Origin of the sequence: Nereida sp. NH-UV-3 (assembly GCF_042939535.1) — a bacterium.
Taxonomy (GTDB): Bacteria; Pseudomonadota; Alphaproteobacteria; order Rhodobacterales; family Rhodobacteraceae; genus Nereida; species Nereida ignava.
Genome location: NZ_CP132157.1, coordinates 108,582 through 130,684 on the forward strand (window position 1 = coordinate 108,582; position 22,103 = coordinate 130,684).

Sequence of the window (22,103 nt, forward strand, 5' to 3'; positions counted from 1 at the left end):
ACCTTTTAGCAAGAGAATAGGGGAGCAGTTGCGCATCGGTCTAATCTGGCGGGAAGGCGGTGACAAGTGGCGGCAGCGGCCCTTCTGGTCGAAGCATTCGCAGTTCAGCGTGAACGGGTCTTTTTGTGGGTGCCCGTGGCCTTTGCGTGCGGTATCGGTGCGTATTTTGGCTTACTATTCGAGCCAGATTTTATGCTGCTTGGTCTGGTGGCGGCTAGTGCTGTAACGCTGGCTGCCGCAGCGTTTCTAACCCCAAGGTTTGCGCCACTTCTCGTGCTGACCTTTGTCATTTTATCTGGCTTTTTAACGGCGGCGGCGCGCTCGCATTTTGTGGCGGGCCCCGTGCTTGAATGGCGTAGTTACGGCAGCGTACAGGGCCGCATTATCCACATCGATAAAAGCGCGTCCGATGCTAAGCGGCTGACAATGGACCGCGTTGTGATGGCGCGACTGCCTCCGCAGAACACACCACGCCGCGTTCGGGTTAGTCTGCACGGCGACGCGGCTGAGCAGGGCGCGGAACATGGCGCGTTAGAGATTGGTCAGATAGTTCTGCTGACCGCAAATATGTCGCCACCCAATGGTCCTGTTGAGCCTCAGGGTTTTGATTTTCGCCGCCACGCGTGGTTTTTGAAGTTGGGCGGTTTTGGCTATACCCGCACCGAAGTTCTTACGTTGTTACCTGCCGAACGAAGCGGGGTGGGGCTATTTACGTCCGCGTTACGGCAGAAAATTTCCCGAACGGTGCAGCGGGATATGGCGCCGGAGCTTGGTGCTTTCGCAACTGCGGTGACTACGGGCGATCGTTCCGCGATGCCCCAAGAGGTTCTGCAAAATCTTCGTCGGACGAATTTGGCGCATCTTTTGGCGATTTCTGGCCTGCATATGGGGTTGCTAACGGGGTTTGTGTTCGCGTTGGTGCGCGGTGGGCTGGCGTTGATCCCAAGCCTCGCGTTGCGGCTGCCGACAAAGAAAATCGCGGCAGTTGTCGCAATGGCGGCGGGAGCGGTTTATCTGGCAATCTCTGGTGGCTCGGTCGCAACAGAACGGGCGTTTGTCATGGCGTTGGTGATGTTGTTGGCTGTCGTTTTGGACCAGCGTGTGCTAAGCCTTCGGTCCGTTGCCACAGCCGCGCTAATCGTGTTGCTGCTGCGCCCAGAAGCATTGGTTGGGCCCGGTTTTCAGATGTCGTTCGCGGCGACCATCGCGCTTGTGGTGGTGTTTCGGGTGCTAAAAGACCGTCCGATTGCATGGCTCGAACGGCGGTCGCGCTTTGTGAAATCCGTAGCGGGAGTGGTGATAACCTCTGCGGTGGCGGGCTTGGCCACAGCGCCGGTGGCGGCTGCGCATTTTAACCAATTTGTCCACGTGGGCCTGTTTGCCAATGTGATCGCAGTCCCAGTGATGGGCGCCATTGTAATCCCGGGTGCGGTGTTAAGCGCCCTTTTGGCCCCGATCGGGTTGGGGTGGATCGGGCTTAAAGTAATGTCGGTTGGCTGTTGGTGGATCCTGCAAGTAGCTGCGTTTTTTGCGTCGCTGAACGGTGCTGTATCTGGTGTACCGTCCCCGCCGTTGTGGGTCTTGCCGCTGATCGGCTTTGGCGGGGTGGTCGCTGTGCTTTGGGTAGGGCGTGGAAAATGGGCAGGAGTGTTCGTCGTGTGCTGCGCGTTGTTTGGATGGGGCAAGTCAGAACGTCCGGATGTGTTAATCGCGAGTTCCGGCGGCTTAGTGGGCATTATGCAAGACGGGACACGGCGGTTAAGCCGTGAGAAGGGGGAGGGGTTTGCCGCTCAAAACTGGCTCGAAAACGATGGGGTGTTGTCATTTGATCGTGGTGACTTGGCGGATAACTTGCCTAATAGTGTAATCATCAATTTAGTTGGAAAAAGACAAATCGGCCTGCTGGAAAGCTGTGATCTTGAGGATGTTTATATTGTGAAAGTGCAAGCGCCTGAGAGCAGTGATTGTGCTATTTGGGGACAAGACATGCTGCGCATGACTGGCAGTGTCGCAATCTATGCACGGCAAACGGAGCAACTTAGCAGAGCCAGTTTACAGAGTGGATCTGTAAATTGGCGCATCCAAACCGCAAATGGGATCTCTGGCAATCGACCTTGGAGCGCGCACGATCCGACAGCGCTAGCTAATGTGCACGCTCAAATTGAGGCCGATCTACGTGGCAAAAACCTTTGGCGAATTGATCAGTAGCTGCGGATCAAACCCACTAAACGCCCCTGAATTTTCACCTGATCGGCGGGCAAAATGCGTGTTTCATACGCAGGGTTTGCCGCCTCAAGCCCAATTGATGCTCCGTTTTTGCGCAGACGCTTTAGGGTTGCTTCTTGATCTTCGACCAAGGCCACAACGATGTCTCCGTCGTCTGCCGTAGATGTCTCGCGGATCACAACCACGTCACCGTCGTTAATGCCCGCGTCGATCATTGAATCGCCTTTAACTTCAAGCGCATAGTGATGACCGTTTCCCGACAGCATTGTTCCGGGAACAGCCACGTTGTGTGAGGCATGTTGGATCGCTTCAATCGGTACACCGGCGGCAATTTTACCCATTACAGGCAATTCAACTGCTTGAATTTGCACAGATTGCGCCCGTGGTGGCGTCTGATCAGGTCGGTCACCATCAATAACTTTGGGTGTGAAGCCGGCAGTAGGGGCACCGCCCATGCTTTCGGGCAGTTTCACAATTTCCAACGCACGGGCTTTATGGGCCAAGCGGCGGATAAAACCGCGCTCTTCAAGGGCGGTGATCAAACGGTGAATCCCCGACTTTGACCGCAAATCCAGTGCTTCTTTCATCTCATCAAAACTGGGGGGGACGCCGTCTTTTTGAACACGTGCTTGAATGAACTCAAGTAAATCCAACTGTTTTTTAGTCAGCATAATGCACCCCTGTAAGCGTTTTGTTTACAGATGTTCTATCGATGTTCTTGTTTTGTGTCAATCTTTAGATCAAGATGATCTCAACGGGCGCACCAACGGCGATCTCGGGGGCGTTTGGCGCGCGTTTGATCAGGCAATTCGCGACGTGCAGAACTTTGAGTAAGCTGCTGTCTTGGCGATCAAATACTTTGACGGTGCCGTCACGGTAACGCCCCCGCATATAGTGTTCGCGCGGGCCATTTTTGGGAATGATTTTGTTGGTTGGGGCTGTGATTGTTTCGCGTGCAGTGGCAGGCAGGCCCAGCATCTGATCAATCAATGGCTTAAGAAATATCTCACCGCAAACCATGGCTGACACGGGGTTTCCAGGCAGACCCAGCATCGCCATGCCGTTTATTTTTCCAGCCATAAGTGGTTTGCCCGGGCGCATGGCGACTTTGTAAAACGCGCGTTCAAGTCCCATGTCAGCGGCTACAGCGCCCACCAAATCATGATCCCCAACAGAGGCGCCACCCACAGTCACGATCAGGTCGGCACCGCGCGCCAGATCGAACGACTGGCGTAAGGACGCCTGATTATCGCGCGCGATCGGCAACATCCGGGCGGTTGCGCCCGCGGCTTCCAACATCGCTGCAAGGCCAAAGGTGTTCGACGCGATGATTTGGTCATCGTTTGGCGCTTCACCGGGCATGACCAACTCGTCACCAGTGGCCAACAATGCCACTGCGGGTCTGCGGCTCACAGTTACCTCGGAGATATTCATTGAAGCCAAAAGGGCGACGTCAGCGGGTGTCAGCCTTTTGGGGGCTTTGACAACGTGCCCCCGTTTGAAATCACCACCAGCGGGGCGGATATGTGTTGCCGCCTCAAGAGACGCCCCAAGCGTGATGCTGCTGTCGCCCACAGTTACATCTTCTTGAATAACGACGCGCGTTGCGCCGTGGGGTAACGGCGCGCCGGTGAAAATACGTACTGCCTGACCTTGCTGAACGACGCCCTCAAATCGGTGTCCTGCGGCGGCTTCCCCGATAACGCGCAAGGTGTTGCCCGCAGCATGGTCGGCGTCTTGAATGGCGTAACCGTCCATTGCTGAGCTGGAAAAAGGCGGTTGAGCGCGCTCGGCCGTGACAGCTTCGCGCAGGACACGACCTGATGCGTGACGTAGTGGGACCACTTCGGTCTCAAGCGGTGTGCCAAGGGTAAGCACCGCCTCAAGTGCTTGGGCAACGGTGATCACGGCGCGGTAAACCTGCCGGACTTGCCGCCGTCTTTCAGTGTGACGCGGACCGCGCCAATTTCCATGTCTTTTTGAACGGCCTTCAGCATATCATAGGCGGTAAGCCCCGCGACACTGACGGCGGTCAGCGCTTCCATTTCGACGCCGGTTTGCCCTTTGGTTTTGACCTCGGCGGTGATGCGTAGCCCGGGTAGGGACGCATCAGCTACCAAATCGACAGCAACTTTTGTGATGGGAAGCGGGTGACACAGTGGTATCAGTGAAGCGGTTTGTTTTGCGCCCATGATGCCCGCAAGACGTGCGACAGAAATCACATCGCCTTTTTTGGCCCGCCCTTCGTTCACAATTTCAAGAGTTTGGGGTGACATCTTAATGTAGCCTTCGGCCACGGCGATGCGCGATGTTTCAGCTTTGTCCGACACATCGACCATTTGTGCGCGGCCTTCGGTGTCAAAATGCGTAAGCTTTGCTTGGGTCATGACGACACTGGTGGAACGGGATTGCCAATAAGTGCGTTGGTGGCAGCGGCCACATCTGACTGGCGCATCAGGCTCTCACCAATCAAGAACGCACGCGCGCCATAGCTTGCCATATCGGCCAACTCGGCGGGGGTGTTCAGGCCACTTTCACACACAATCGTGCGGTCTGCTGGCACCATCTTTGACAGGGTGCGTGTTGTATCAAGAGTGGTCTCAAACGTTTTGAGGTTGCGGTTGTTGATGCCCATCAGCGGGGATTTCAGCAGGCAAGCGCGCTCAAGCTCTTCGGCGTCATGGACCTCAAGCAAAACCGACATACCCCATTCGGTCGCGGCGGCCTCAAGCTCGGCCGCTTGGGTGTCTGATACGGAGGCAAGGATGATCAAGATACAGTCAGCGTGAAGCGCGCGTGCCTCCACAACTTGGAATGGATCATACATGAAGTCCTTGCGCAATGCGGGCAGGGTGACCGCACTGCGTGCGGCTGTCAGGAATGCGTCAGCGCCCTGAAAGCTTGGCCCGTCGGTCAGCACAGAAAGACAGGTCGCGCCGCCGGTTTCATAGGCTTGGGCCAAGGCGGGCGGGTTGAAATCTTCGCGGATCAACCCTTTTGAAGGGGAGGCCTTTTTGATCTCGGCGATCAGCCCGTAACCGGTTTTGGTGGCAGCAATCACGTCACCTGCAAAGTCACGCGGCGCAGGCGCGTCTTTGGCCAGCGCTGTTACGGCTTCAAAGGTGGTTTCGGCTTTGCGCGCGGCCACTTCTTCAAGTTTGTAGGCTTTGATTTTATCCAGAATGGTCGTGCTCATGCGGCCTCCGACGTGAGCTTTGCAAGCTCGGTAAGTTTTGATTTTGCTGCACCGCTATCGATGCTTTCGCGGGCCATTTCAACGCCAGTTTTCAGACTGTCGGTTTTGTCCGCAACAATCAGCGCCGCGGCAGAGTTCAACAACACCGCATCGCGGTACGCAGACGGCTGTCCATCAAGAAGCGCGCGGAACGCATCGCCGTTTTCTTCCGGTGTGCCGCCCAGAATTTCAGCAAAGCGGTGAACGGGCAGGCCTGCGTCTTCGGGGTGCACTTCGCGAGAGGTGATCTTGCCGTTCTCTAGGGCAGCCACAGCCGTGGTGCCACAGATAGTCAACTCATCTGTCCCGTCCGAGCCATGCACAAGCCACGCTTTTTCACTACCAAGCTGCAGCAGTGTTTCGGCCATCGGCATGATCAAATCGGGGGCGAAGGCACCGGTCAGTTGCCGCGTAACACCTGCGGGGTTTGTCAGCGGGCCCAAGATGTTGAAGATCGTTTTACAGCCAAGCTGCTGACGCGCGGGCATGACGTGTTTAATCGCGGGATGATGCATTGGTGCCATCATAAAGCCGATGCCGATTTGCGCGATGGCCCGTTCTACTACGTCCGCTTCGACCATGACGTTGATGCCCATTTGCCCAAGCGCATCCGCCGCACCTGACAGTGATGATAAGTTGCGGTTGCCGTGTTTGGCCACGGGCACCCCTGCGCCTGCAACAACAAACGCCGTGGCCGTTGAAATGTTGAGCGTGCCCATGCCGTCACCACCAGTGCCCACGATATCCATCGCGCCGGCGGGGGCGTTGACCGCGTTACATTTGGCGCGCATGACAGCCGCACCGGCCGCGTATTCAGAAACAGCTTCGCCGCGGGCGCGCATGGCCATCAACAGCCCGCCAATTTGCGCGTCTGTCGCTTGTCCCTCAAACAACAACTCAAATGCGACTTCCGCCTGTGTACGGCTAAGCGGGCCTTCGGAGGCCCCGAAAATCAGGGGTTTCATCTGATCGCTCATGGGTGTGCTCCCTCGGCGGTGAGTGTTTTGGCACTGCTTGGCAGCAGGTCAGTGAAGTTCTTAAGCAACGCCATACCGTGCTCAGATCGGATCGATTCCGGATGAAACTGCACCCCGTGGATTGGCAATTGGCGGTGTTGTAGCCCCATGATAGTGCCGTCCTCAAGGGAAGCAGTCACCTCAAGCGCATCGGGCAGGCTTGGTGCATCAACCACAAGCGAGTGATAGCGCGTCGCCAGAAAATTCTGGGGCAGTCCTGCAAAGAGGCCTTTGTTCTTGTGTTGGATCGTGCCCATTTTGCCGTGCACAATCTCTGAGTGGCGCACAACTTTGCCGCCGAACGCCTCACCAATGGTTTGGTGCCCAAGGCAGACACCCAAAAGCGGCAATTGCGCGGCGGCGGCGGCCTCTGTCAGCGCAAGACAAATGCCTGCTTGGGCCGGATCACACGGCCCGGGCGAGAGTAAAATCCCCTCTGCGCCCATGCTCATCGCCTCATCAACCGTGATCGCATCATTGCGCACGACCTTCACATCCACCCCAAGACCGCCCACATAATGGACAAGGTTGTACGTGAAGCTGTCGTAGTTATCGATCAAGAGCAGCATCGCTGCGCCTCCGTGGGGCAAAAGGTTGAGCACCGAAAAGGGGTTACGCGGCGCATGGCTGTGGGGTTATAGATGGTCAGGGAATAAGACTGAGGTCAAGACGGGCGAGGGCGGAATGCGCCGGTTTGGGCAAGAAATTAGAGGATCTTGAGACGTGGCACGCGGATTATTGGCAGGAACCTTTTGGGGCACGGCGATTGGCGCAGCGGGCTTGCTTGGTGCGCATCTTGCGTTTCCGGTTGCCACAACGCCTCCGACAGCAGTGCCAACTGACGCGCCCGCACCTGTGGCTTCGGCGCCGATTGTGGGTGATGTGGCCCCAACTGTGCTGCCGCCCGTTCTTGATACGCCAAGTGATGCAGCCCCAACGGTGAATGTCCCCGAGGCCCAAGTGGCGGCACCAGATGCAGACACGCAGACCGCAGCGCGCCCTGTGATCGGGGGGCAAAGTGGTGGCGTTGAAGGCCCCGCTGCGGCAGCGCCCCTTGGTGTTGAAGTACAGGTTGAGGCACCCGTTCTGCCCGCGCCACAAGCGGCTGCGCCGACTGCGCCAAGCGACGAAGATGGTTCCGCGCCGATTGCGGTTGATACTCAAAGCAGTGCTGTGCCTGCGGATGAAGCTCCGGTTGAGGCACCCGAAACTGATGAAGCATCTGCGCCCGAGGTAACCGAAGCGCCTGAAACGGTTGATCTGCCCAGCGACAAACCTGAGGTGGGCTTTGAAAGCTCTGGCGGCACAATCGGTGATCTGGCCGAAGGTGTGAAAGTGAACCGCTCTGCCGAGCAAGACACGGCCCCTGAGGATGAGGTTGCCGCCAGCGCGTTGCCCCAAGTTACCCCAACGGGCCGCGCGATTGTCGATTTTGCAGCCCCCGCTGACGTTGATCCCACCAAACCCTTGATGGCGCTGGTTTTGCTGGACGATGGCACCTCAACGCTTGATTTGGCGGGGATCAACAGCTTTCCATTTCCCGTATCATTCGGGGTGAAAGCAACGGCGCCCACTGCAACTGCACGCGCCGCCCTCTACCGAAGCGCGGACCTTGAAGTGCTGTCATTGGTTGATGTTTTGCCCACTGCCACGCCCGCAGATTTGGAAGTGGCCTTTGAAGCGGTGTCACAAGCTGTCCCTGAAGCTGTTGGTATTTTTGAGACAAGCGACGGTGTCTTGCAGCGCGCCGAAGATTTGCGCGACCAAGTGACAGATATTGCGGCGGACAAAGGCTGGGGCGTGATGACCTATCAAACGGGTCTAAACAGTTTTGGTCGTGTTGCGGCGCAAAAGGATGTTCCCACGGCACAGGTCTTTCGCGATCTTGATCCTGACGGGCAAGACGGTGCGGTGATCCGCCGTTTTCTTGATCAGGCAGCGTTCAAGGCGGCCCAAGAAGGCGCGATTGTTTTGGTTGCCCGCGCGCGCCCCGAGACTGTTGAGGCGATTTTGCAATGGGGGCAGGGACAACGCGCATCGCGTGTCTCACTGGTGCCTGTCTCCGTGGTGCTGCAAGCCCGATAGAGACAGGGGCCTTGCGTGAAGCCCTTAGCCGTTGCCAGACCCGAACCGCGCTGCATCGGCGGCCGCTTTGCGGATCGCGTTCGATTTGTGAACGGTCTCTTGATATTCAAATTCGGGCTCAGAGTCGTAGACCACACCGCCCCCCGCTTGGATATAGAGCTTTTGATCTTTGATGACGGCTGTGCGCAGGGCGATACACATGTCCATATCGCCGCCCGCTGAGAAATACCCCAAACCGCCGCCGTAGATGCCGCGCTTTTCGGGCTCTAACTCGTCGATGATTTCCATCGCCCGTACTTTCGGCGCGCCGGATACAGTCCCCGCTGGCATACCTGCGAAAAACGCCGATAGCGCGTCATGTTCAGGGGCCAGTTTGCCCACAACGTTCGACACGATGTGCATGACGTGGGAATAGCGCTCGACGATGAATTCTTCGGTGGGGCGCACAGTTCCAATTTGGCTCACGTGGCCCACGTCGTTGCGGCCCAGATCGAGCAACATCAGGTGCTCTGCCAATTCTTTTTGGTCTGCCAAAAGATCATCTTCGTTTGCCTGATCTTCAGCAGGTGTTGCGCCGCGCGGACGGGTGCCCGCAATGGGGCGGATGGTAACTTCATCGTCAAAGACGCGCACCAAAATCTCGGGCGAGGCGCCGACAATTTGAAAATCACCGTGGTTGAAAAAGAACATAAATGGCGATGGGTTGGTGCGGCGCAAACTGCGATAAAGCGCAAAGGGCGGCTCTTTGAAGTCTTGGGTCCAGCGCTGTGAAGGCACGCATTGGAAGATGTCGCCCGCACGGATGTAATCCTTGGCGGTTTCCACGGCGGCTTTGTAATCGTCTTTGGCAAAGTTCGACACAGCATTTGCCGGTGCAGGTTGGTCACGCATTTGACGTGTGTCTGCGGGTAAGGCGCGGTCCAAATCGCGCAGGGCATCTTGGACACGTTCAGCTGCTTGGGCGTAAGCTGCGCGGGCGGACAGACCGCTTGAGACCCACGCAGGGGAGACCAGGATAACTTCGCCTTTCACCCCGTCGAGCACCGCCACAACAGACGGGCGCAGCATGATCGCGTCGGGTACGTTCAACGGATCGGGGTTGATGTTTGGCAGGTTCTCAACCAGCCGGATCATGTCATAGCCAAGATACCCAAAAAGCCCCGCACAAGCCGCAGGCAAGTCATCAGGCAGATCAATCTTTGAGGCAGCAATCAGTGCGCGCAAAGATGTCAGCGGATCATCAACCTCCGCCACAAAAGCGTCGTCGTCAAAGCGGGCCTCGCGGTTGATGGCAGCCTTTTGGTCTGTGCAGCGCCAGATCAGATCAGGCTTCATCCCAATGATCGAATATCGTCCGCGCACTTCACCGCCAGTGACGGATTCCAACATAAAGCTATTGGTTTGCGCCCCCCCAAGTTTCAGCATCAACGACACGGGCGTATCAAGATCAGCCGCAAGGCGCGTGTAGACCAGTTGGTTTTTGCCGGCCTCAAACTGTGCCGCAAAATCATCATAGCTTGGGGTCAGGGTCATGATGGTGTCCTTTGCGCATATCTAAAGCGCACGGTGTTAAATGGGGGCGGGGCCGCGCAGGTGCGCAGCCGCCGATATTTTGGGCCCGCTTTAGTTGAAGCCAGCGTGGATCGCGTTGATTGCACCTTGGTCCAGCTGCACGCGGGCATCTGCTTGCACAGCAGCCGTAAACGCATCGAGTACGTCTTGGCTGATATCTTGGCGTGCTGCGGTTTCAACTGCGTCGCGCAGGGCCGTGATTTCGGGGTTGTCAGCATCGGGGCCATTCACCGCATCAAGGCGTACGATATAAGTGGCACTTTCGCCTTCAATCGTGCGCACATCACCGATGGCCATTTCGAAAGCGGTCTGTACCAATTCAGGTGCCGCACCGGGGATGGTGTCGCTGCGGGTCAGGTCCTGTTCAATCACTTCATCAAGACCAAGATCAGGCAGGGCAGTCCCCGCGCGCAGGCTATCGGCTGCGGCGTCTGCTTTGGCTGCACGGGCCGCGGTGCGCTGTGCCTCTTGCCACGCAAGGGTCGCTTGTTGTTGAACATCGCTTAGCGGTTGCAGCGTGGGCGGGATGACCTCGTCGAGGCGCAGCGCAAAGATACCGCCATCCTCAAGCTCGGCAATCTCTGGGAAGTCTTCGTCGCCAACAATACGTGCGGCCTGACGGAACCCGTCGTAGGCGGCAATGTCTTGCTCTGCGTCCGGTGTCCAGTCGATCGTTCCCAGGGTGAGATCGCTTTCAGCGGCCAGATCCTCAAGCGTAGCGCCAGAGGCCAATTCCTCGTCAAAGCCACGGGCTTGGTCCTGAATTTGGCGCGCTGCACGGTTGGCCAGAATGTCACTGGCAAGATCGTCACGGGCCTCAACAAAGGGTGTTTCTTGGGCGGTTAAAATAGCGTTCACACGGAAGACTGCCGGACCAAGATTGGTCTCGACCACTGCGGTGACGCCCGTATCATCAAGGGCAAAAACGGCTTCTGCCGCACCATCCAAATCATCTTGGGCGACAGGACCCAGATCAATATCCTCAAGGGTAAGGCCGCGATCAAGCACCAGTGTTTCAAAGCCACTTGGATCAACGGCAAGCTGCGCAGCGGCGGCTTCGGCGGTGCCTTGATCTTCAAATACCAGTCGCTCAACCAAGCGGCGCTCGGGCTGGACGTATTGATCGATGCGCTCTTCATACAGTTCGCGCAGGGTCGCGTCATCAATCTCGATCGTATCGGCCAGCATGGCGGGTGTGAGCCACACATACGTTAGCCGCTTTGCCTCTGGGGTGGTGAATGTGGCGGGGTTGGCCTCATAAAACGTCTGAAGCTCGGCCGGCGTGGGCACTTCCAGAGGCGTCTCAAGATCGGTCTCTGCCACAGTGCCCCACGTGATATTACGGCGCTCCGCAAGGTAGGAGAACATCAAATCCACATAGGCATCAGAGGGCGTCGTGTCCGTGGTGATGGCCGCTTGCAGCAGATTGCGCGCAGCCTCGCTGCGAATGTCGGCTTCAAACTCGGCCTCGCTCAGGCCTGCGCGCTCAAGGGTAAAGGCATAGGCTTCGCGGTCGAATTGACCATCGAGGCCACGGAACGTCTGCACTGCGCGCACTTGCTCGGCCACCTCCGCATCGCCCACAGACAGGCCAAGGCGCGTGGTCTCATTATCAAGGGCGGTCTGTGCGATAACGCGTTGCAACACGGATCGGTCGATGCCGAATTGCTGTGCCTGAGCGAAGGTGATGTTCTGGCCGAATTGTGCGCCGAGGCTGCGTAACTCTTGATCCAGCGCGCGGGCATAATCGTTTGCGTCAATCGTCGTATCACCGACTTTGCCGATGCTTGAGATGTTCGTGCCAAAGCCGCCGGTGCCAAAGCCAATCAGCGAAACGCCCAACAAACCGAGTAGGGCAGTGCCCAGAAATTTCGATGCTTTTTTCTTCTCGGCCATAACGCGCGCGCCTCAATGTTTAGGGTGGCAGGGCTGGTACACGCCCGCCGCAGTGATGTTCAAAAGATGTCTATGCGCGAAGGGGCAGACCTTCAAGGGCGCTGAGCCGTGCAAAAAGGGCCGCAATGCCACTTGCGTCAATATTGGCAAAAGCGATGCGCATTTCTTGCGCGCCAGCGGGGTCGTCGCTGGGCCGGAACATGGTGCCGGGCAGGGCAAGGATTTGGGCGTTATGGACCAGCCACTTGGCCAACTCATCCGAGGGCATCGCATAGGGGTGACGCAGATAGGCAAAATACGCGCCGTTGCCCAAGAGCGACCAACCTTTGGCCTCAAGCGCGGGCATGTTTTGCGCAATTGCTGCGCTGCGGTTCAAGATTTCCTGCCGCTCGCCCGCAAGCCAATCGCCAAGGTTTTGAAGGCCCCAAAGGGCCGCTTTTTGACCAAGCTGGTTGGGACAAATAGCAACTGTGTCGAGGAACTTCTCAGCCTCAGCCAAAAACGCAGGTGACGCCATCATGGCACCCACGCGGTGACCGGTCAGACGGTAGGCTTTGGAAAAGCTGTAAAGCTGGACAAGTGTCTCATCCCAATCAGGCAGCCCGACAAGAGTGTGTGGCGCGCCGTCGCGGCTGTCAAAGTCGCGGTAGGTCTCGTCGATGAGCAATTTCAGCCCGTGCGCTTTGGCCAGATCATAGAATGCGCGCACAGTTTCACTGCTATATTCGGTTCCCGCAGGATTATTGGGGGTTACCAGCACGATCGCCTTCGTGCGCGGCCCGATCAGGGCTTTGGCCGTTGCGACATCCGGCGTCAAATCAGCGCCAGTATCAAGCGGCACCGTTGTGACGCCTGCCATATCAAGCCACATTTTATGATTGAAATACCAAGGGGTTGGCAGCAGAACTTCATCCCCCTCGGTGCAAATTGCCGAAATCGTTGCTGAGAACGCCTGATTGCACCCCGATGTGATGGCAACCTGCGCCGGTGACACTGTGCCCTCAAAGTGACGCGCCCATTGGCTGGCAAGTTCGGTGCGCAGCGCATCGTTGCCCAACACCGCCCCATATAGATGGGTGTCATCTTCTTCCATCATGGCCGCCATCGCCGCACGCATTTCGGCGGGTGGCGGGTTCACGGGGGCTGCCTGTGAGACGTTGATCAGGGGTTGTTCGCTGAAATCAGCAGTCTCAAGCCAACGGCGGGCCTCCATAACGGGGGGCGCAAAAGTGGTTTGTGTGCGAGACTGTGACATCAGCTAAGCTCCTGAAAGAAGGGCAATTTGGGATTAGACGCCGCGGTAGGGCTCCACGTATTGTAGGGCCATATCCCACGGGAAAAAGATCCACGTATCTTGGGAAACACCTGTGATGAACGTATCGACTTGGGGCTCGCCTTTTGGTTTGGCGTAAACAGTTGCGAAATGCGCGTTGGGGTACATTTCACGAACCAGTTCAAGGGTTTTGCCGCTGTCGACCAGATCATCGATAATCAAAATGCCCGTGCCATCGCCCATCATATCAGCGTCTCGACGTTTGAGCACAGAAGCCTCGGATTGGTCTTGGTGCGAGTAGGATTTCACGCTGATCGTATCAACGGTCCGCACATCCAACTCGCGCGCAACGATCATTGCTGGGGCCATGCCGCCACGGGTGATCGCCACGATCGCACGCCAGTTTCCATCGTCCGGCCCTTTGCCATCAAGACGCCACGCTAATGCGCGGCTGTCACGGTGGATTTGGTCCCATGAAATGTGAAACCCTTTTTCGTGCGGCAAACGATCAGTCATATGGTGGTCCTTTCGGCGGAATTAAGTGAAGGCGACCTTAAGGCCCAATAGGGCAAGGATGCCCCCAAAACCGCGGTCGATAATGTGTTTGAGGCGGAGGTATCCGCGGCGAATGTGCTCAATAGAAAACAACCGCGCCACAATCGTGCAGCAGGCAAACTCGTTGATCAAAATAGCGCCAAGCAGGGCCAGCACCCAAAGCGGCGAGGCGTCTGTTGGAATGGTGCCCACGAAAACCGCACCAAAGAAAACGGCTGGTTTGGGGTTAGCTAGTTGTGTTGCAACCCCGCGCCAAAAGGCAGCAAGCGGGGTGGGCGTTTTGATGTTTTCGGGCGTCTCAACGTCCGCATCTGCGTGACGCCACATTTGTAGCGCGAGCCACATCAAAAACAGACCCCCTGCAAGTTTGAAGCCCCACATCAGGCCCGGCGCTGCGCGAAACAAAACTGCCAGACCAAAGAGGGCCGCAACAGCCCAAAACAAAGCCCCAACGGCGATGCCAGCAGCCAAAAAGACAGATGTCCGCATCCCGTCGCGCAGCCCGACGCGGGCCGCCATCAAAATAGCAGGGCCCGGTGAGGCCGCCGCGACAAGATGCAGAAAATACGCCGTCATAAAGGCCGCAATCATGGGCGCGCCGTTATTCTTTGGAGATATCGGGGGCGTCGACAGCTTTCATGCCGACCACGTGATATCCTGCGTCGACGTGCAGGTTCTCACCTGTGACGCCACTGCCCAGATCAGACAGCAGATATAGCGCGGATTTACCCACGTCTTCAGTAGTCACGTTGCGGCGTAGGGGCGAGTTATACTCGTTCCACTTCATGATGTAGCGGAAATCACCGATTCCAGAGGCCGCCAGTGTTTTGATCGGACCCGCAGAGATGGCGTTGACGCGGATGCCGTCTTTGCCGAGGTCTTCGGCCAAGTATTTCACGGACGCTTCAAGGGCGGCTTTGGCAACCCCCATGACGTTGTAGTGTGGCATCACTTTTTCAGCGCCGTAATACGTCAGCGTCAGGCACGAGCCACCGGGGTTCATGATCTTTTCGGCGCGCTGCACGACGGCTGTGAATGAGTAAACGGAGATATCCATGGACATTGCAAAGTTGCCGCGTGTCGTATCAACGTACCGGCCGCGCAATTCGTTTTTATCAGAAAAACCAATAGCATGTACGACGAAGTCAATCTTGCCCCACGCTTTTTCAATCTCGGCAAAAAGCGCGTCAATTGAGGCTTCATCGCCCACATCGCACGGGATCACCATGTCAGAGCCAAGCTGTGCCGCAAGTGGGCCCACACGTTTAAGCAGTGCGTCACCTTGATATGAGAAAGCAAGCTCGGCGCCCGCATCGGCGCAGGCTTTTGCAATGCCCCACGCAATAGATTTATCGTTGGCCAGGCCCATGATGAGACCGCGTTTGCCGGCCATGAGTTGGTTTGACATTGTTTTCCCCTTGGGTAGTGCTGGCGCTTGACCGCCTCTGTGTGAGGTTTACGTCAGCCCTAAGCGAGCGGCAAGGCTCCGTGCTGTGTTATCTTGGGCAATTGCCGGTTCAACGGGCAACGGCGGGAGCCCAAATGCACAAAACGGCGCAAGCGTGATGCAGACAACAGACATTAACTACCTTTTTGAGGATGTATTCTTACAATGACCGGACGCAGTGGAATTTTCGCGGGCGATGACCCGTTCGAGCTGGCAAAATCATGGATGGCCGAGGCCGAGCAAAGCGAGATCAATGATCCTAACGCCATAGCACTTTCGACAGTAGACGTAGACGGGATGCCGAATGCGCGCATGGTGTTGCTAAAAGATGTCGAGGACACGGCATTTGTTTTCTATACCAATTACACCTCAAAGAAGGCGCAGGAAATTGATGGGGCCGAAAAGGCTGCGTTTGTGATGCATTGGAAGTCCTTGCGCCGCCAAATTCGTGTGCGCGGTCATGTGACCAAAGAAGATGGGCCGCAAGCGGATGAATATTACAACTCCCGCTCGCTCAAAAGCCGCCTTGGCGCGTGGGCATCGGATCAATCCAAACCATTGGCGTCACGGGCGAGCCTTATGACAGAGGTGGCAAAAGTCACGGCCAAGATGGGCGCAAACCCCACGCGGCCACCGTTTTGGGGCGGATACCGGATCACGCCGATCGAGATTGAGTTCTGGGCCGATGGGGAGTTTCGCTTGCACAACCGGTTCCGCTGGACCCGCTCAACACCGGATGAGCCATGGGATGTAGTGCGTTTGAATCCTTAGACTTTTACGTACTTAAACCAAAGATAGCGTAGTGTTCCTAAAGAGGCCGTCGGTATTCCGCAGATAAATTGCACCGACGGCCCGTAACCTACAGCACAGTAATCAGTAGTGTAATTACAGATGGAGCGTCCCCAAAGCGGGATGGTTATGTGCAAAATGCAAGAACAGCAGAATATTGAGAACGTAGACGTCGAAGAAGAAGAAATCGTATTTGGCGTCGTTAAATGGTTTGACCCGGTTAAGGGTTTTGGATTTGTTGTGGCTGACGACGGTGGTCCCGACATTTTGTTACACGCGAATGTTTTGCGTAATTTCGGCCAGGGCTCCATCGCGGAGGGCACAGAAATTGAGATCGCAATTCAACACACAGATCGCGGCGTGCAGGCGGTTGAGGTCCTTGAGATCACACCACCAGAAGACGACGGCACCAGCACACTGGGCGAGTTTGTCCACGTTAGCCCCGAAGAGCTACAAAAGATCGAGCTTGAGCCATCCCGCGTTAAGTGGTTCGACAAAACCAAAGGTTTCGGTTTTGCGAATGTGTTTGGCTTTGACGAAGACATCTTTGTGCATGTTGAAGTACTGCGCCGTTCCGGTCTGGCAGATCTGCAAAGCGGCGAAGCCGTTGGCATCCGTGTCATCGACGGTGAGCGCGGCAAAATGGCAGCGCAAGTCTGCACATGGGATTTCGCTGTCGAGCGTCAGTAATTCCATTTTTAGAACGATTTTCAAAAAGCACGTAGCGATGGCCGCTGCGTGCTTTTTTGTTGTGCTGCCGTTTGGCGCACAGGCCGCGTGTTCCGACAGTCAGATCGAGTTGCGCGGCACATGGGGCAAGGCGGTTTTTGACGTTGAAGTCGTGGCTGATCCCGCTGCGCGTGCCCAAGGGTTGATGTTTCGCGAAGCCATGCCGCGCGGGGCAGGGATGCTATTCGTGTACGAGCGCCCACAAACCGTTGCGTTCTGGATGAAGAATACGTTGATCCCACTCGATATTATCTTTGCCAGTGAGGACGGGGTGGTGCGCAAAGTGCATTCCAACGCGTTTCCTGGTGACCTGAAACCGATCCCCGGGGGCGATAACATCATGTATGTGCTCGAAATTAACGGCGGATTGTCTGAGATTTACGGGATCAACGCGGGTTCTGAGATGCGGCATGAAATTTTTGACAAAGAAGTTGCATCTTGGCCCTGTTAGGGGCTTTTCATTTGCGTAAAGGCGGATTAAACGCAGCATCAGTCGGGGCGTAGCGCAGCCTGGTAGCGCGACGGTTTTGGGTACCGTAGGTCGCAAGTTCGAATCTTGCCGTCCCGACCACTTCACCACATTAGTTAGTGAGCCAGTGCCCCAAGGGTAGTCTGTATTGCTTTCACACATTTAGTCATGTGCTGAGAAGGGCGGCTGTCCTCTGCGTCATTCCCTACAAATCGTAGTGGTGTTAGATTCGGAGTGGTTTATTGAATGTGTGCTACATTTAGTGGCAAAGGCCGTGCCTCTTTCCACATTTGCTATCATCTGCCGTATAATTGATACTTTTGATACTGATCGGCTTGGCTATTTTTCCTCTTCAGTAAAATAATTTTAGCGATCCATTAACCCAAGTACGCTGGCCGTTAATTCTGCCAGCCTGTGGAAAAGCGTCTGGATAAAGTCTGCTGATTTCTTAAGGAGCCGCGATAAAACTGCGGGAATAAAAGGAAAAATTCGGTTGTTCATGTTGCGGGCGAAATCAGAGTTATCCACAGCCTTCACGCACATGAATCACATGATTGTGTCTGGCCCATACTAGGCCCCTTACCGTCAATACTATTTTGAGACTTTGATTAATAAAAAACCGTTGACCACCTAGGTGGAACTACGTCAGGTTGTGCAGGCTGACATGATGGCCACTACATATAGTGGCGCGCAGGTTGGTGGGGACAGGTTCAAAAGACCACAACAAATATAGGATGTGCGCGGCGCCACTTGCCAAGACGCACTCCGTCAGAACTACGGATAACCGAGGCGCTGAGCAAAAGATTTGTCCCTATCATCATCAGCCAAGACGCGCCGCTGCGTGTTTTGCAGTTAAACATTTTACAGGGACAGGGCTCCGAGATATGAAAATCGACCGCACATTTACCGCCGCCGGCAAAGACGCATACGCCGAACTGGACTTTATCAAAACAGTTTCGGAAATCCGGAACCCCGATGGCACGATTGTGTTTCAACTCGAAGATCTGGAAGTGCCCTCCAGCTGGAGCCAAGTTGCCAGTGACGTAATTGCGCAGAAGTATTTCCGCAAAGCGGGCGTGCCGTCCAAAGTTGAAAAAGTGGCTGAGAAGGATGTCCCTGAGTTTCTTTGGAAGTCCAAACCAGCAAAAGGCGCGACCTTCGGCGGCGAGACATCAGCGAAGCAAGTTTTTGATCGTCTGGCGGGTGCCTGGACATACTGGGGTTGGAAAGGTGGGTATTTCACCACCGAGGCCGACGCCCGTGCGTATTTCGACGAGATGCGCTACATGCTGGCGACACAGCGCGCCGCGCCGAACAGCCCGCAGTGGTTTAACACGGGCTTGCACTGGGCCTACGGCATCGACGGACCTGCCCAAGGCCACCACTATGTAGACCACAAGACCGGCAAGCTGACCAAATCCACCAGCAGCTATGAGCACCCACAGCCACACGCGTGCTTTATTCAATCTGTTGCGGATGATCTGGTAAACGAAGGCGGCATTATGGACCTTTGGGTGCGTGAAGCGCGTTTGTTCAAATACGGCTCTGGCACAGGCACAAACTTCTCAAGCCTGCGTGCGTCTGGTGAGGGGCTCTCTGGCGGTGGTAAATCATCTGGCCTGATGGGCTTTTTGAAAATTGGTGACCGCGCCGCTGGTGCGATCAAATCTGGTGGCACAACACGGCGCGCGGCTAAAATGGTTATTGTGGATGCGGACCACCCTGATATTGAAGAATTCATCGAGTGGAAGGTGCTTGAAGAGCAGAAAGTAGCGTCCATCGTTGCTGGCTCAAAGATGCACGAGCAAAAGCTCAACGCGATTTTTGCTGCGATCAAAGCGTGGGATGGTGCGCAAGAGGATGCCTATGATCCAAAGGTTAACCCACAGCTGAAAGAAGCGGTAAAGTCAGCCAAGAAAGTTGCGATCCCCGAGACGTACATCAAGCGCGTTCTGGATTACGCAAAGCAAGGCCATACCTCAATTGAGTTCCCAACATATGACACGGATTGGGATTCCGAGGCGTATAACTCTGTCTCCGGTCAGAACTCGAACAACTCAATCCGCGTAACTGATGCGTTCCTGAAGGCTGTTGAAGCAGATGGCACATGGGATTTGATCAACCGCACAGATGGCAAAGTGTTCAAGACGGTCCAAGCCCGTGATTTGTGGGAAAAAGTAGGCCACGCAGCTTGGGCCTGTGCCGACCCGGGCATCCAGTACCACGACACAGTCAACGCGTGGCACACTTGCCCAGAAGACGGCGAAATTCGCGGCTCCAACCCGTGTTCAGAGTACATGTTCCTTGATGATACGGCTTGTAACCTTGCATCCATGAACCTGCTGACGTTCCTCAAAGACGGTGAGTTCCAGTCAGAAGACTACATGCACGCGTGCCGTTTGTGGACAGTCACCCTTGAGGTGTCTGTAATGATGGCGCAGTTCCCGTCCAAAGAGATCGCGCAACGCTCATACGACTTCCGCACGCTTGGTCTGGGCTATGCAAACATCGGCGGTTTGCTGATGAACATGGGCTACTCTTACGACAGCGATGAAGGCCGCGCGCTTTGCGGTGCGCTGACTGCAATCATGACCGGCGTCAGCTATGCAACATCTGCCGAAATGGCCGGTGAGTTGGGCCCGTTCCCAGGGTACAAAAAGAACGCAGACCACATGCTGCGCGTCATCCGTAACCACCGCACAGCGGCCTACGGCAAGACAGACGGCTATGAGAACCTTGAAATCAAGCCAGTCGCGCTGGACCACGCGTCTTGCCCAGACAAAAGCTTGATCGAACTGGCGCAATCCGCATGGGACGAAGCGCTGAGCCTTGGCGAAGCCCACGGTTACCGCAACGCCCAAGCCACAGTTGTTGCGCCGACAGGCACAATCGGCTTGGTCATGGACTGTGACACCACAGGCATCGAGCCAGACTTTGCACTGGTAAAATTCAAGAAGCTTGCGGGCGGTGGTTACTTCAAGATCATCAACCGCTCTGTTCCAGCAGCCCTTGAAAAGCTTGGCTATGGCAGCGCGCAGATCGAAGAGATCGTCGGCTACGCCGTTGGGCACGCCTCAATGGGCAACGCGCCGGGCATCAACCACACCGCCCTGATCGGTCATGGTTTTGGCCAGGCCGAGCTTGAAAAAGTGGAAGCTGCGTTGGCATCAGCGTTCGACATCCGTTTTGTGTTCAACCAGTGGACCTTGGGCGCAGAATTTTGCACCAATGTTCTGGGTATCCCACAGGACAAGTTGGCTGATCCAACGTTTGATCTGTTGACACACTTGGGTTTCACCAAAGCGGACATCAACGCAGCCAACGACCACGTTTGCGGCACAATGACCCTTGAGGGTGCGCCACACTTGAAGAAAGAGCACTACGCGATTTTCGATTGTGCCAACCCGTGCGGTAAGAAAGGCGAGCGTTTCCTGAGCGTTGACAGCCACATCACCATGATGGCCGCAGCGCAGTCGTTCATCTCTGGCGCGATCAGCAAGACGATCAACATGCCAAACGACGCAACGATCGAGGATTGTCAGAAAGCCTATGAGCTGTCTTGGTCCTTGGGTGTGAAAGCGAACGCACTTTACCGTGACGGCTCAAAACTCAGCCAGCCGCTTGCTGCGGCCTTGGTCGAGGATGATGATGAGGCAGCTGATGTGCTTGAGAACGGCTCCACTATGGAGAAAGCACAAGTCATCGCCGAGAAAATCATTGAGAAGGTTGTGGTCAAAGAGGTCATCAAATCGCACCGCGAAAAGATGCCACAGCGCCGCAAGGGCTATACCCAAAAAGCCAACGTGGGCGGGCACAAAGTGTACCTGCGCACCGGGGAGTATGCAGATGGCAACCTTGGTGAAATCTTCATCGATATGCACAAAGAGGGGGCGGGCTTCCGCGCCATGATGAACAACTTCGCCATCGCGGTGTCTGTTGGTCTGCAATACGGTGTGCCGCTCGAGGAGTTCGTGGATGCGTTCACCTTCACCAAGTTTGAGCCCGCGGGCATGGTCCAAGGCAACGACAGCATCAAGAACGCTACATCCGTGCTGGATTACATCTTCCGCGAATTGGCTGTGTCCTATCTTGACCGTACCGATCTTGCCCATGTGAAGCCTGAAGGCGCCACATTCGATGATATCGGCCGCGGTGAGCAAGAGGGCGTGAGCAACGTCAAAGAAGTGTCAGACACTGCTGCGACGCGCACCCTTGAAGCGCTCAAGACAATCAGCTCAACGGGCTATCTGCGCAAGCGTTTGCCCCAAGAGTTGACTGTGCTGCAGGGCGGCCAAATGGGCATGACCGAGGCAGCGTCTGTGGCGCCCGTGACCCCTGTGGTGGCTGATGGCACAACCGGCGTCGCCGTAGCCGAAGCCGCTGTTTCAGGTGGCGGTGTACAGATGGACGCCCGTGCCAAAGCGAAGATGCAAGGCTACGAGGGTGAGGCCTGTGGTGAGTGCGGAAACTATACGCTGGTGCGCAACGGCACCTGCATGAAGTGCAACACCTGCGGCGGCACATCCGGCTGTAGCTAAAGAGATGCGGCGGCCCCCTGCGCGAGCAGGCGAGGGCCGCCCATGACGATCAGGCCGCAGGCATAAAACAACGTAAGAGCGGTAAATTATACGAGCCTGATTGAACAAACTGGGGCGCCTTTGGGCGCCCCATTTTTGTTCGGTGTGTTGGTTTGGGTAAACAGAAGGAAACGCTGTTTTTGCAGGCGTTCATCCAGTGGGGCGCTGCCCCACACCCCGGGATATTTCTAAACAAAAGAACTTATGCTGAAACTAAAAAGCTCCTCGCGCTTG

Annotated in this window: 18 protein-coding genes and 1 tRNA gene; 7 read left to right on the plus strand and 12 right to left on the minus strand. The window is 56.1% G+C overall.

The features are described 5' to 3' along the window. The first annotated feature begins 66 nt into the window (after nucleotides 1-66). A complete protein-coding gene (locus NeNHUV3_RS00520; protein ID WP_391481797.1) occupies nucleotides 67-2,208 on the plus strand; it encodes a ComEC/Rec2 family competence protein in 2,142 nt (713 codons plus the stop codon). Here NeNHUV3_RS00520 and lexA read toward each other — a convergent pair. The 6 genes from lexA to NeNHUV3_RS00550 all read right to left on the minus strand — a co-directional run bounded on the left by lexA (nucleotide 2,202) and on the right by NeNHUV3_RS00550 (nucleotide 7,046). Further along, a complete protein-coding gene (gene lexA, locus NeNHUV3_RS00525) occupies nucleotides 2,202-2,897 on the minus strand; it encodes a transcriptional repressor LexA (protein ID WP_074842058.1) in 696 nt (231 codons plus the stop codon). The two genes, NeNHUV3_RS00520 and lexA, sit on opposite strands and share 7 nt — an antisense overlap. 64 nt (nucleotides 2,898-2,961) lie before the next feature. Continuing rightward, the gene (glp, locus tag NeNHUV3_RS00530; protein WP_391481798.1) at nucleotides 2,962-4,134 is read right to left on the minus strand and encodes a gephyrin-like molybdotransferase Glp; all 1,173 of its coding nucleotides are present in this window, start codon (nucleotides 4,132-4,134) and stop codon (nucleotides 2,962-2,964) included. Next, nucleotides 4,131-4,613: a cyclic pyranopterin monophosphate synthase MoaC gene (gene moaC / locus NeNHUV3_RS00535; RefSeq protein ID WP_391481799.1), complete on the minus strand. Its 483-nt coding sequence runs from the start codon at nucleotides 4,611-4,613 to the stop codon at nucleotides 4,131-4,133. Before moaC ends, glp begins: the two co-directional genes overlap by 4 nt. After that, a complete protein-coding gene (gene trpC / locus NeNHUV3_RS00540; RefSeq protein WP_391481800.1) occupies nucleotides 4,610-5,422 on the minus strand; it encodes an indole-3-glycerol phosphate synthase TrpC in 813 nt (270 codons plus the stop codon). The genes moaC and trpC overlap by 4 nt, the downstream gene beginning before the upstream one ends. Continuing rightward, on the minus strand, nucleotides 5,419-6,438 hold the full coding sequence (gene trpD, locus NeNHUV3_RS00545) for an anthranilate phosphoribosyltransferase (protein ID WP_391481801.1): 1,020 nt from the start codon (nucleotides 6,436-6,438) through the stop codon (nucleotides 5,419-5,421). Before trpD ends, trpC begins: the two co-directional genes overlap by 4 nt. After that, the gene (locus tag NeNHUV3_RS00550; RefSeq protein ID WP_391481802.1) at nucleotides 6,435-7,046 is read right to left on the minus strand and encodes an anthranilate synthase component II; all 612 of its coding nucleotides are present in this window, start codon (nucleotides 7,044-7,046) and stop codon (nucleotides 6,435-6,437) included. The genes trpD and NeNHUV3_RS00550 overlap by 4 nt, the downstream gene beginning before the upstream one ends. Nucleotides 7,047-7,200: 154 nt before the next feature. Between NeNHUV3_RS00550 and NeNHUV3_RS00555 the strand changes: the two genes are divergently transcribed. Then, nucleotides 7,201-8,562, plus strand: a complete 1,362-nt coding sequence (locus NeNHUV3_RS00555) for a divergent polysaccharide deacetylase family protein (RefSeq protein WP_391481804.1) — start codon at nucleotides 7,201-7,203, stop codon at nucleotides 8,560-8,562. A gap of 24 nt (nucleotides 8,563-8,586) precedes the next feature. Here NeNHUV3_RS00555 and trpE read toward each other — a convergent pair whose 3' ends face one another. The 6 genes from trpE to fabI form a co-directional block, all read right to left on the minus strand. Then, nucleotides 8,587-10,095: an anthranilate synthase component I gene (trpE, locus tag NeNHUV3_RS00560; RefSeq protein ID WP_391481806.1), complete on the minus strand. Its 1,509-nt coding sequence runs from the start codon at nucleotides 10,093-10,095 to the stop codon at nucleotides 8,587-8,589. 90 nt (nucleotides 10,096-10,185) lie between these two features. Then, the gene (locus NeNHUV3_RS00565; protein ID WP_391481808.1) at nucleotides 10,186-12,030 is read right to left on the minus strand and encodes a peptidyl-prolyl cis-trans isomerase; all 1,845 of its coding nucleotides are present in this window, start codon (nucleotides 12,028-12,030) and stop codon (nucleotides 10,186-10,188) included. 70 nt (nucleotides 12,031-12,100) lie between these two features. After that, entirely contained in the window at nucleotides 12,101-13,285 is a 1,185-nt protein-coding gene (locus tag NeNHUV3_RS00570) for an aminotransferase (protein ID WP_391481810.1), read from the minus strand. Nucleotides 13,286-13,318: 33 nt separating this feature from the next. Beyond that, nucleotides 13,319-13,819, minus strand: coding sequence for a xanthine phosphoribosyltransferase (gene gpt / locus NeNHUV3_RS00575; protein WP_391481811.1), 501 nt, complete (start codon nucleotides 13,817-13,819; stop codon nucleotides 13,319-13,321). Between the two features lie 21 nt (nucleotides 13,820-13,840). Further along, on the minus strand, nucleotides 13,841-14,449 hold the full coding sequence (locus NeNHUV3_RS00580; RefSeq protein WP_391481813.1) for a LysE family translocator: 609 nt from the start codon (nucleotides 14,447-14,449) through the stop codon (nucleotides 13,841-13,843). Nucleotides 14,450-14,459: 10 nt separating this feature from the next. Further along, nucleotides 14,460-15,266, minus strand: coding sequence for an enoyl-ACP reductase FabI (gene fabI / locus NeNHUV3_RS00585; protein WP_391481815.1), 807 nt, complete (start codon nucleotides 15,264-15,266; stop codon nucleotides 14,460-14,462). Nucleotides 15,267-15,470: 204 nt separating this feature from the next. On the opposite strand from fabI, the gene pdxH reads away from it, so the two are divergent. The 5 genes from pdxH to NeNHUV3_RS00610 all read left to right on the plus strand — a co-directional run bounded on the left by pdxH (nucleotide 15,471) and on the right by NeNHUV3_RS00610 (nucleotide 21,830). Continuing rightward, entirely contained in the window at nucleotides 15,471-16,076 is a 606-nt protein-coding gene (gene pdxH, locus NeNHUV3_RS00590; RefSeq protein WP_391481817.1) for a pyridoxamine 5'-phosphate oxidase, read from the plus strand. Nucleotides 16,077-16,232: 156 nt separating this feature from the next. Then, complete coding sequence (locus NeNHUV3_RS00595; protein WP_391483152.1) at nucleotides 16,233-16,784, plus strand: cold-shock protein; 552 nt, start codon at nucleotides 16,233-16,235, stop codon at nucleotides 16,782-16,784. Between the two features lie 37 nt (nucleotides 16,785-16,821). Next, complete coding sequence (locus NeNHUV3_RS00600; protein ID WP_391481819.1) at nucleotides 16,822-17,274, plus strand: DUF192 domain-containing protein; 453 nt, start codon at nucleotides 16,822-16,824, stop codon at nucleotides 17,272-17,274. 43 nt (nucleotides 17,275-17,317) lie between these two features. Beyond that, nucleotides 17,318-17,394, plus strand: a tRNA-Pro gene (locus NeNHUV3_RS00605). Nucleotides 17,395-18,176: 782 nt separating this feature from the next. Next, nucleotides 18,177-21,830: a vitamin B12-dependent ribonucleotide reductase gene (locus tag NeNHUV3_RS00610; RefSeq protein WP_391481821.1), complete on the plus strand. Its 3,654-nt coding sequence runs from the start codon at nucleotides 18,177-18,179 to the stop codon at nucleotides 21,828-21,830. The last annotated feature ends 273 nt before the right edge of the window (nucleotides 21,831-22,103 follow it).

What these genes read in the sequence shown, in the direction of transcription:
- lexA (WP_074842058.1), bottom strand. Translation starts at nt 2,897, where the DNA reads ATGCTGACTAAAAAACAGTTGGATTTACTTGAGTTCATTCAAGCACGT.
- moaC (WP_391481799.1), bottom strand. Translation starts at nt 4,613, where the DNA reads ATGACCCAAGCAAAGCTTACGCATTTTGACACCGAAGGCCGCGCACAA.
- trpC (WP_391481800.1), bottom strand. Translation starts at nt 5,422, where the DNA reads ATGAGCACGACCATTCTGGATAAAATCAAAGCCTACAAACTTGAAGAA.
- trpD (WP_391481801.1), bottom strand. Translation starts at nt 6,438, where the DNA reads ATGAGCGATCAGATGAAACCCCTGATTTTCGGGGCCTCCGAAGGCCCG.
- NeNHUV3_RS00550 (WP_391481802.1), bottom strand. Translation starts at nt 7,046, where the DNA reads ATGCTGCTCTTGATCGATAACTACGACAGCTTCACGTACAACCTTGTC.
- trpE (WP_391481806.1), bottom strand. Translation starts at nt 10,095, where the DNA reads ATGACCCTGACCCCAAGCTATGATGATTTTGCGGCACAGTTTGAGGCC.
- NeNHUV3_RS00565 (WP_391481808.1), bottom strand. Translation starts at nt 12,030, where the DNA reads ATGGCCGAGAAGAAAAAAGCATCGAAATTTCTGGGCACTGCCCTACTC.
- NeNHUV3_RS00570 (WP_391481810.1), bottom strand. Translation starts at nt 13,285, where the DNA reads ATGTCACAGTCTCGCACACAAACCACTTTTGCGCCCCCCGTTATGGAG.
- gpt (WP_391481811.1), bottom strand. Translation starts at nt 13,819, where the DNA reads ATGACTGATCGTTTGCCGCACGAAAAAGGGTTTCACATTTCATGGGAC.
- NeNHUV3_RS00580 (WP_391481813.1), bottom strand. Translation starts at nt 14,449, where the DNA reads ATGATTGCGGCCTTTATGACGGCGTATTTTCTGCATCTTGTCGCGGCG.
- fabI (WP_391481815.1), bottom strand. Translation starts at nt 15,266, where the DNA reads ATGTCAAACCAACTCATGGCCGGCAAACGCGGTCTCATCATGGGCCTG.
- pdxH (WP_391481817.1), top strand. Translation starts at nt 15,471, where the DNA reads ATGACCGGACGCAGTGGAATTTTCGCGGGCGATGACCCGTTCGAGCTG.
- NeNHUV3_RS00595 (WP_391483152.1), top strand. Translation starts at nt 16,233, where the DNA reads ATGCAAGAACAGCAGAATATTGAGAACGTAGACGTCGAAGAAGAAGAA.
- NeNHUV3_RS00600 (WP_391481819.1), top strand. Translation starts at nt 16,822, where the DNA reads ATGGCCGCTGCGTGCTTTTTTGTTGTGCTGCCGTTTGGCGCACAGGCC.
- NeNHUV3_RS00610 (WP_391481821.1), top strand. Translation starts at nt 18,177, where the DNA reads ATGAAAATCGACCGCACATTTACCGCCGCCGGCAAAGACGCATACGCC.